Genomic DNA, 9,125 nt, shown 5'->3' on the forward strand with positions numbered 1-9,125 from the left:
TTCAAATCAACCTGACTTCCTAAGTGATTAACTTCGGATGACGCTTTGCTTTCGCGCTGTGCCGTGTCAGTGGATGCGCATTATAGGGAGCTAAGATTTTTGCGCAACCCCTTTTTTGAAGTTTTTATATAAAAAAAGATCGCTTGGCGATCTTTTAATCTAAAGCGATCTAAATCGCTTATTTAGTCACCAGAATACTGGCTAATTAGTCACTTTTTCTGTTGCGGTGTAAAACTGCTTCAAGAAGGCGATGGCGTTCTCATCATCCCAATCCACATAACTACGTACATAAGCCACCAGCTCACCTTGTGGATTTAAGATAAATGTTGCAGGTATAGTTTCTAGGGGAAACACTTCACGAAGGTTTTGCTTAGGATCAAAGTAAGATTCAAATTCTGCTAAGCCAATCGACGCTAAAAATGGTTGTACTATCTCTTTACCGTCAGCGTCAATCGAAATAGGTAATAGCATGTATTTGCTTCGGTCTATTTTATTGGCAAGCCGGTCTAGTGCAGGAAGCTCTCTGACACAAGGTGGACACCATGTCGCCCACATATTGACAACGACGACTTTACCTTTAAATGCTTCAAAATCTATTTGGGCATTATTCAATTGACTAAAGTTGACTTGGGCTATGGGAAAAGGTTGCGGCAGGATGGTAATTTTATCTAAACCGGTTTGAGATACTGGCTTTTGACTAGGTTGCATACCTGGGTATGCAATACCGCTGTCTACTATTAGTAAACTTGTACTAATAACAGCAGCGGTAAGGAGCACTTTTTTAAACGATATCATCATTTATTACGTTTCAGTAATTCATCAAGTTGTTGCTGATCTTCTGCTGACATCTCAACATCTGCATTAGCACTATTGCGTTGACGACGAATTAGAACGGTACCAATAATAAATCCGAAGATTAATAATGCGAACGGCCCAATCCATAAAACGTACGTTTTGGGATCAAGTCTTGGCTTATATAAAACAAAGTCACCGTATCGGCTTGTCATAAACTCAACAATTTGCTCATCTGACTTGCCATCATCAACCATCTTATACACTTCTAAACGCAAGTCTTGTGCGACTGGTGAGTTAGAATCGACTAAGTTTTGATTTTGACACTGTGGGCAACGTAATTCATGCGCTAATGAAATCGCACGTTTTTGGTTGCTTGGTGATTTAAACTCATAGGTGTCAACTGGTGTTGCTTGAACCATTACACTAAATAGCAAACCAACAAACAGCGTGATAGATAAATTAACTAATTTCATTACGCAGCTCCATCAGCTTTAGCTTCGGCTTGTAATTGCTGAACCATTGGGTACAAAGTCTCTTTCCAGATATTTTGATCAATCGGTCCGGCATAACGGAATCGAATAATACCGTTATGATCAACAATAAATGTTTCTGGTGCACCGTATACGCCAAGATCTAATCCTAAACGACCATCTTTATCATAAAGATTGATCGTATAAGGATCGCCTTCACGACGAAGTTCTTTAATTGCCAATGCGCGTTCGTCACGATAGTTAATACCGTAGATAGGCATAATGTTACGACGAGACAGCATGGTTAAAAAAGGATGTTCATATTTACACGCTGGGCACCAAGTAGCCCATACGTTGAGTAATGATACTTGACCTTTTAAGTCGACCTCGGTCAACATTTCACCCGGCGTTTCAAGTCTCTCAAGTTGGAAAGCCGGGATCGGCTTTCCTTCTAATGCTGAGTCCAGCTTCTGAGGATTAAGGAATAAACCTTGATATAAGAATATTCCCATCACCAAAAATAAGGCTAGTGGTATAAACAGCACCAACTTTTTCATACATTCTCCATTTTAAGCTGTAGCTAACTTATCTTTTGCTTTTTGCTCAGTTTCAGTCACGGTTTTCTTTACACGATAACGTTTATCCGATGCGGCAAGGAAGCCACCTACCATCATAAAGATTGAACCAAACCATAACCAACGAACATAAGGCTTATAGTTTAAACGTACAGCAAACTCTGTTGCACTAATTGGGTCACCCATTGTGACATATAAATCACGGAATAAGCCCCAATCAATACCCGCTTCTGTCATATCCATAGTACGGACATTATATTGGCGACGATCGGGTTTAAGCAGGGTAATGTATTTGTCATCTTGATAGATTTCAATTTGACCTTGCTGAGCCGTGTAATTTGGACCAACAACATTTTTGGTTTCAAGGTACTTAAAGGTATAACCGGCTAACTCTTGGCTGACACCAGGGCCCATACGGACACTTTTTTCAACTGAGTAGTTTGACACCATAGTGGCACCGACCACTGACACTGCAATACCTAAATGAGCGATAATCATGCCTAGCTGGCTACGTCCGATACGAGTTAAGCTAATGCCGCCCTCTTTATCTTTAACAATATTATATGCTGCACTGAAGGTGGCTAGCGTTATCCATGTCGCAGCTGCAATACCAAATGCAACCCATACGCTAAACTCACCGCCCATTATAAATGGTACAGCTAAACCGACTATTGCAGCGATCATTGCTGGTACTAACAATTGACGTTTAATTTCACCTGGTTTTGATTTTTTCCAACGAATAATTGGACCAATACCCATAAAGCCAAATAACACCAACACGATTGGTACAAATACAGCATTAAAATATGGAGGTCCTACAGAAATCTTACCCATACCTAATGCATCAATAAGCAATGGATAAAGAGTACCCAGAAGTACAGTACCTGCCGCAACGGTTAATAACACGTTACAAACTAACAGCATGGTTTCTTTCGACTTCAACTCAAAACGAGCTGGACTGCTCATTTCGCTGGCGCGGAAAGCGAACAATGTTAATGAACCACCAATGGCGATAGCTAATAACAGCAGAATAAACATACCGCGGCTTGGGTCGGCGGCAAATGAATGCACAGACGTTAATACACCAGAACGTACAATGAAAGTACCTAACAAGCTTAACGAGAAAGCAAAAATAGATAACAGCACGGTCCAGTTACGGAATGCCCCTCGTTTTTCAGTTACCACTAGGGAATGCACTAACGCTGTACCGATTAACCATGGCATAAATGATGCGTTTTCGACTGGATCCCAGAACCACCAGCCACCCCAGCCGAGTTCGTAATAAGCCCACCAAGAACCTAACGAAATACCGCCTGTTAGGAATACCCAAGCCGCTAAAGTCCATGGACGAGACCAACGAGCCCAAGCCGAATCTAAGCTACCACTCATCAGTGCTGCGATAGCAAATGCAAAACTTACTGAGAAACCAACATAACCCAAATACAACATAGGTGGATGGAAAATTAATCCGACGTCTTGCAACATTGGATTTAAATCACGCCCTTCCATTGGAATGGGGAAAATACGTTCAAAAGGACTGGACGTTAGAATCATGAATAAGCTGAAACCTACAATAATCATAGCAAGTACAGCTAAGACCCTTGCGGTAAATACTTCTTCTAATCCTTTACTAAAGGTGGCAACTGCCGCAGCCCAAACGGATAGTGAGAATACCCAAAAGAGTAATGACCCCTCATGACCACCCCAAACCGCTGCTATTTTAAAGAATATAGGCAACTGAGAATTAGAATGGTGAGCAACATAGGCAACGGAGAAATCATCAACCGCAAAACTATAGCCTAATGTGATGACTGAAATTAGAATAAAGAAAAACATGCCGTAAGCAAGAGGCCATGCATATCTAACAAGATAAGCGTCCTTTTTTGCAGCACCGATTAATGGGACACTGGCTAATAGCATGGCAAATGCCAAGCCAATTATCAGTGAAAAATGTCCAATTTCTGGAATCATGGGTATTCCTTAGTTATAAAAACATTGATTTGATATCAACAAACCACGTTAATGCAGGCAATGAGCATACGTTACTATACTCACATTAGCTTAAGCGAATTTTAAATCATTTTAGAGCTTGCTACTGCTGATGTCTGCCACTTTCGTGTAAAACTGAGTTACTGGTCGCATTATCTCTACCCAGCAAGATCAAAAACATCTGATCACAATAGTAAAGGCTGTGACTAACAAAATAATGTAAAGTTTCAACAATCTTTACGAGAACAATTTAAATTGTGAAGCAGTGCCCAACTCTCAAAATTCAGTTTCATATCTTCCTTATATTACTATTCAATTAATAATCTTTACGTATAATCAAGCAATCAAGCTCAGCGGAACCCCGCTTTCCTATAAACTAAAAGTGAATATTGAAACGATGACCACATTTTGGATTTTAATCGCGCTTGTCCTTATTATCAGCTTAATGATGATTTGGGTACCTCATTTTCGTCAGCAGAAATTACTTCAAGCCGAAGAGTCTGGCGTTCGTAAACAAACTAACCTTGAACTATTCAATGAACGTTTAGGCATTCTTGAAAAAGAACTTCAAGACGATTTACTTGATCAAGCAGAATTTGACGCATTAAAGAAAGAATTAGAAATAAGCCTGCTACAAGATATGAAGCACAAAGGCGATGATTCTCTTGTCGCAGCAAAACCTAAAAGTATTTTATGGCCATCTGTCATGACAGTGGCAGTATTGGCATTATCAGGTTACTTCTATCAACAACTAGGAGCCTATAATGAATTAGCGAATCCACCTCAGGCCAGTAATCCACACGAGGGCATGAGCAATGAGCAAATTATGGCTCAACGTGTTCAAATGATGGAAGCGCAGGTTCAACAAGATCCAGAAAATAGCCAAGCCTGGTTTAGCTTAGGTCATGCTTACATTTCGGCTAATCAATATAATCATGCTGTAGCCGCCTTTGATAAAGTGATGGAATTAGTTGGCACTCACGCTGAACTGCTTGGTCCTAAAGCCACAGCTATGTACTATCAAGCGGGTCAAAAGATTACCCCAGCAATTAAAGCGATTATTGATCAATCGTTAGCATTAGACCCACAAGACCCCTCTACTTTATTACTTGTTGGTATGGATGCATTCTTTAATGCCCAATATCAAGATGCGATCAATGCCTGGCAAGCAATTTTAGACAGTGACCGTAGCGATGTAGATCGCACTGCACTGATGAATGCAATTCAATCTGCAAAAATGAGTATGCAATCAGATATGGGCGCCATGCCAAATGATGATGCCCATAACCCAGTAAAGAAAAGTGCTACCCAAACTAATGCAACTATGAGCAAAACCGTAAATGTTGCTGTAAGTATTGCGCCAGAATTGGCTGACAAAGTTGGCCCATCTGACCAAGTGTTTATATTTGCCCGTGCGACTCAAGGTCCTAAAGTGCCATTAGCTGCTACAAAAATCAGCGCCAGTGATTTGCCTTTAACCATTACATTGGATGACAGCACTTCAATGGGCGGTGATGTTAAATTAAGTGGTGCCGCTGAAGTTGAAATTATTGCGGTATTGTCTAAAAATGGCAGCGTTAAACCACAAGCTGGTGATATTAAAGGTATCGTTGAAGCCGTTAAGGTGGGTGAAGAAACCACATTGACACTCAATACATTAGTGCAATAGCGTTATCACCGATTAAAAAGAGGAACCTTAATTGTGTTCCTTTTTTATGTTTACTTTATTTAATAGACATAAAAAAACCGGCTATAAGCCGGTTTTTATATTACAGAAGAAGCATTACTTTGACATGAACTCAATAGCGTTCTTGTAATCTTCGTCAGTACAATCTGTACACATACCACCTGGTGGCATTGCGTTTAAACCAGACTTAACAGACTGAACTAGAGTATCAATACCTTTAGCGATACGAGGTTCCCAAGCCGCAACATCATGAGACTTTGGTGCACCAGCAACACCCATGCTGTGACACACTTGGCAAGCCTTGTTATAAACAGCTTCACCTTCTTGAGCAAATACATTCGCAGACAAAGTTAATGCAGCTACTGCAGTCATTGCTAACAATTTTTTCATGTTCAACGTTCCTAATTGCAAATACATACAAAGCTTATCTCTGCCTGGTCATTCGAACGGCAGACTATTTATTTAGCGAGACTAGATTACTACATACTGCAAGAAATCTCACCTTTTTGTGATAACAATCTCAGCTTAGTACAGAAATAACAATTTATTGACAGAACAAGGTAATATATTAGGAAATGTTGAAAAAGTTCCAACTTTATTAATATTATTGGAACTACATCAAATTGCTAACACTTAATCATAGCTAAAGGTAACCGCATAATACTGTTTATGTTAATATCTTGAAGTACTTCCTAACAGGCTAAAATAGAGGGTTCAGTGACAAAAACAACACCATCCACTCCCTTAATCAGTGCGCAGAACCTGACGTGTATTCGTGAAGAACGTTTACTGTTTGACGAGCTCAGTTTTGGCATTTACGCTGGCGACATTGTTCAAATTGAAGGCCCTAACGGCGCGGGTAAAACAAGTTTATTGCGCATTCTTGCAGGTCTGTCACGTCCTTACTCAGGCGATGTACTCTACTTAGAACAAAACATTACCAGCACCCGAGATGAATTTAATGAAAACTTACTTTATCTTGGTCACCTTGCTGGAGTGAAAAGCGAGTTAACAGCAGAAGAAAATCTTAACTTCAATTTAAGAATCAGTGGTTATGATAGCTATCAAACTTCTGACATTTTGGCCAAAGTAAATCTAAGTGGATTTGAAGAAGCGTTAGCGGGTCATCTTTCTGCAGGACAACATCGTCGAACAGCCTTAGCAAGGTTATGGCACACCAATTGTAAAATTTGGATTCTAGATGAGCCATTTACCGCAATCGATAAAAAAGGTGTTGAAGAGCTAGAAAGGTTATTTTTAGATCATGCTAGTCATGGTGGATGTGTAATTATGACAACTCATCAAGACATGGGCTTAATTACTGAACCGCGTCTTCGTAAAATAAAACTAGACTACCGCTTTATATAAGGCCAGATGATGAATAGAGGCATTAGTTATACCAGTGCATTTTTCACTTTGTTACAACGTGATTTAAAAATTGCTATCAGACATCGCGGCGATATATTTAACCCACTGTTGTTTTTTATAATTGTTGTGACCCTTTTCCCACTGGGTATAGGGCCAGAACCTAAAATTTTAACCCGTGTTGCACCAGGAATAATTTGGGTTGCTGCATTATTGGCATCAATGTTGTCGTTAGAGCGTTTGTTTAAAGCCGATTACACCGACGGTAGCTTAGAGCAAATGCTCCTTAGCCCACAACCATTGGCAATCATGGTACTTGCTAAAGTATTGGCGCATTGGATATTAACCGGCGTTCCTTTGATACTAGTATCGCCTTTACTTGCAGTTTTGCTGCATCTTGAAAGCAATAGCTACATGGCATTAATGGCGACCCTTGCCTTAGGTACGCCAGTATTATCGTTATTGGGTGCAATTGGCGTAGCACTTACAGTTGGGCTTAGAAAAGGTGGTGTGTTACTGACACTTCTCATTCTGCCCTTATATATTCCAGTATTGATTTTTGCAACAAGTGCGATCGATGCTGCAGGTATGAATTTACCTTATGATGGTCAGCTAGCGATTATTGGCGCCATGCTGGTTGGTTGTTTAATCATGGCACCCTTTGCGATTGGTGCTTCATTACGAGTGAGTACAAACTAAAATGTGGAATAAGATGTGGAAGTGGCTAAATTCTTACGCAGATCCAGAGCGTTCATATAATCTAGCAGGAAAATTATTACCTTGGTTCGCTTGTTTAGCAATTGCGCTTATCGGTGTAGGGACAACTTGGGGCATGTTATACGCTCCGATGGATTACCAACAAGGAGATAGTTTCCGAATTATCTATATCCATGTGCCTGCAGCGTCTATGTCAATGGCTGCATACATGGGAATGGCTACAGCATCATTTATCGGCCTTGTATGGCAAATTAAAGCTGCTGATTGGGCGGCAGCCTCAATAGCACCTATTGGTGCAGTGATTACCTTTATCGCATTGTTTACCGGTGCTGCATGGGGCAAACCAATGTGGGGCACCTGGTGGGTTTGGGATGCGCGCCTAACCTCAGAGTTAGTGCTACTGTTTTTATACCTAGGCGTCATTGCCCTTTACGCTTCATTTGAAGATAAAGTGTTAGCAGCTCGAGCAGCTGGTATCTTGGCAATTGTAGGTGTGATTAATATTCCAATTATTAAGTATTCAGTTGACTGGTGGAGTAGTTTACATCAACCCGCCACGATAAAAATTACAGAAAAATCCACTATGACAGGTGACATGCTTTATCCATTACTTATCAATATTTTCGGATTTGGAATGATGATTGGCGCATTGACATTAGTGAGATTTAGAGCAGAAGTCTTAGCACGTAATGGAATGCGTCCTTGGGTTCGTGAATTAGCTAAAACGGAGGCAGCAAAATAATGCAATTTGATTCATTCGCAGCATTTTTAGATATGGGTGGCTACGCATTTTTTGTATGGCTAGCCTACGGAGTCACATTTGGCAGTTTAGGTATTTTAATCATCCATAGCTTAGGCCAGAAACGAAAAGTCTTAATCGAGATCTCCAAAAAGATCACCCGAGAAGAGCGTTTAAAAGAATCTAGAGGTAATAAATCGTGAACCCAAGACGTAAAAAAAGACTGACATTAGCCGTTGCCCTGATAGCTGGTGTGGCAGGTGTAGCATCTCTGCTATTGTATGCATTAAATACAAACTTAAACTTATTCTACACACCATACGAAATCGTACATGGTAAAAAAGACACTGGTGTTAAACCGGAAGTAGGACAACGCATTCGTGTTGGCGGCATGGTGACTATTGGCTCTATGATAAGAGATCCAGACAGTTTACATGTTGAGTTTGCAATACATGACTCCGCTGGCGGCGAAATTATTGTGACATTTGATGATCTTTTACCTGATTTATTCCGTGAAGGTCAGGGTATTGTGGCGCAAGGGGTATTAATTGAATCAGGAAAACTAGAAGCTACTGAAGTACTAGCAAAGCATGACGAAAACTATATGCCACCGGAAGTTGCAGAAGCAATGGGTCAAACCCATGAGAAATTAGAATATCCAGAAGAAAAGAAATCTGAAGGTTATAAATACCAATAATTTGTAGCAAATTAATCAAAAGCCAATCACGTGATTGGCTTTTTTTATTTGGGTATGATTAGGTGCCATTCGTGATACAACAGAAATAGGC

General features: G+C 40.3%; 11 protein-coding genes. 6 read left to right on the plus strand and 5 right to left on the minus strand.

What is annotated here, in order from left to right; genetic code table 11:
• Positions 1-201 precede the first annotated feature (201 nt).
• Genes NE535_RS18350 through NE535_RS18365 form a run of 4 tightly spaced genes read right to left on the minus strand, consistent with a single transcriptional unit; the run spans position 202 to position 3,811 of the window.
• On the minus strand, positions 202-798 hold the full coding sequence (locus NE535_RS18350) for a TlpA disulfide reductase family protein (RefSeq protein ID WP_261299998.1): 597 nt from the start codon (positions 796-798) through the stop codon (positions 202-204).
• On the minus strand, positions 795-1,268 hold the full coding sequence (gene nrfF, locus NE535_RS18355) for a heme lyase NrfEFG subunit NrfF (protein WP_261299999.1): 474 nt from the start codon (positions 1,266-1,268) through the stop codon (positions 795-797). Before nrfF ends, NE535_RS18350 begins: the two co-directional genes overlap by 4 nt.
• Positions 1,268-1,822: a DsbE family thiol:disulfide interchange protein gene (locus NE535_RS18360; RefSeq protein WP_261300000.1), complete on the minus strand. Its 555-nt coding sequence runs from the start codon at positions 1,820-1,822 to the stop codon at positions 1,268-1,270. Before NE535_RS18360 ends, nrfF begins: the two co-directional genes overlap by 1 nt.
• Before the next feature lie 12 nt (positions 1,823-1,834).
• On the minus strand, positions 1,835-3,811 hold the full coding sequence (locus NE535_RS18365; protein WP_261300001.1) for a heme lyase CcmF/NrfE family subunit: 1,977 nt from the start codon (positions 3,809-3,811) through the stop codon (positions 1,835-1,837).
• Between the two features lie 415 nt (positions 3,812-4,226).
• Between NE535_RS18365 and ccmI the strand changes: the two genes are divergently transcribed.
• Positions 4,227-5,498, plus strand: a complete 1,272-nt coding sequence (gene ccmI, locus NE535_RS18370; protein ID WP_261300002.1) for a c-type cytochrome biogenesis protein CcmI — start codon at positions 4,227-4,229, stop codon at positions 5,496-5,498.
• 114 nt (positions 5,499-5,612) lie between these two features.
• Here the strand turns inward: ccmI and NE535_RS18375 are convergent, their stop codons facing one another.
• Positions 5,613-5,906, minus strand: a complete 294-nt coding sequence (locus tag NE535_RS18375; RefSeq protein ID WP_261300003.1) for a c-type cytochrome — start codon at positions 5,904-5,906, stop codon at positions 5,613-5,615.
• 327 nt (positions 5,907-6,233) lie between these two features.
• On the opposite strand from NE535_RS18375, the gene ccmA reads away from it, so the two are divergent.
• Genes ccmA through ccmE form a run of 5 tightly spaced genes read left to right on the plus strand, consistent with a single transcriptional unit; the run spans position 6,234 to position 9,034 of the window.
• Positions 6,234-6,884, plus strand: a complete 651-nt coding sequence (gene ccmA / locus NE535_RS18380) for a cytochrome c biogenesis heme-transporting ATPase CcmA (RefSeq protein WP_261300004.1) — start codon at positions 6,234-6,236, stop codon at positions 6,882-6,884.
• A 9-nt stretch (positions 6,885-6,893) separates the two neighbouring features.
• Complete coding sequence (gene ccmB / locus NE535_RS18385; protein ID WP_261300005.1) at positions 6,894-7,580, plus strand: heme exporter protein CcmB; 687 nt, start codon at positions 6,894-6,896, stop codon at positions 7,578-7,580.
• Between the two features lie 13 nt (positions 7,581-7,593).
• Positions 7,594-8,340, plus strand: coding sequence for a heme ABC transporter permease (locus NE535_RS18390; RefSeq protein ID WP_261300006.1), 747 nt, complete (start codon positions 7,594-7,596; stop codon positions 8,338-8,340).
• Positions 8,340-8,540, plus strand: coding sequence for a heme exporter protein CcmD (gene ccmD, locus NE535_RS18395; protein ID WP_261300007.1), 201 nt, complete (start codon positions 8,340-8,342; stop codon positions 8,538-8,540). The genes NE535_RS18390 and ccmD overlap by 1 nt, the downstream gene beginning before the upstream one ends.
• The gene (ccmE, locus tag NE535_RS18400) at positions 8,537-9,034 is read left to right on the plus strand and encodes a cytochrome c maturation protein CcmE (RefSeq protein ID WP_261300008.1); all 498 of its coding nucleotides are present in this window, start codon (positions 8,537-8,539) and stop codon (positions 9,032-9,034) included. Before ccmD ends, ccmE begins: the two co-directional genes overlap by 4 nt.
• Positions 9,035-9,125 lie beyond the last annotated feature (91 nt).

Origin of the sequence: Shewanella holmiensis, assembly GCF_025370255.1 — a bacterium.
GTDB classification, from domain to species: domain Bacteria; phylum Pseudomonadota; class Gammaproteobacteria; order Enterobacterales; family Shewanellaceae; genus Shewanella; species Shewanella holmiensis.

What these genes read in the sequence shown, in the direction of transcription:
- ccmI (WP_261300002.1), top strand. Translation starts at nt 4,227, where the DNA reads ATGACCACATTTTGGATTTTAATCGCGCTTGTCCTTATTATCAGCTTA.
- ccmB (WP_261300005.1), top strand. Translation starts at nt 6,894, where the DNA reads ATGAATAGAGGCATTAGTTATACCAGTGCATTTTTCACTTTGTTACAA.
- nrfF (WP_261299999.1), bottom strand. Translation starts at nt 1,268, where the DNA reads ATGAAATTAGTTAATTTATCTATCACGCTGTTTGTTGGTTTGCTATTT.
- NE535_RS18375 (WP_261300003.1), bottom strand. Translation starts at nt 5,906, where the DNA reads ATGAAAAAATTGTTAGCAATGACTGCAGTAGCTGCATTAACTTTGTCT.
- NE535_RS18350 (WP_261299998.1), bottom strand. Translation starts at nt 798, where the DNA reads ATGATGATATCGTTTAAAAAAGTGCTCCTTACCGCTGCTGTTATTAGT.
- NE535_RS18390 (WP_261300006.1), top strand. Translation starts at nt 7,594, where the DNA reads ATGTGGAAGTGGCTAAATTCTTACGCAGATCCAGAGCGTTCATATAAT.
- NE535_RS18365 (WP_261300001.1), bottom strand. Translation starts at nt 3,811, where the DNA reads ATGATTCCAGAAATTGGACATTTTTCACTGATAATTGGCTTGGCATTT.
- ccmD (WP_261300007.1), top strand. Translation starts at nt 8,340, where the DNA reads ATGCAATTTGATTCATTCGCAGCATTTTTAGATATGGGTGGCTACGCA.
- NE535_RS18360 (WP_261300000.1), bottom strand. Translation starts at nt 1,822, where the DNA reads ATGAAAAAGTTGGTGCTGTTTATACCACTAGCCTTATTTTTGGTGATG.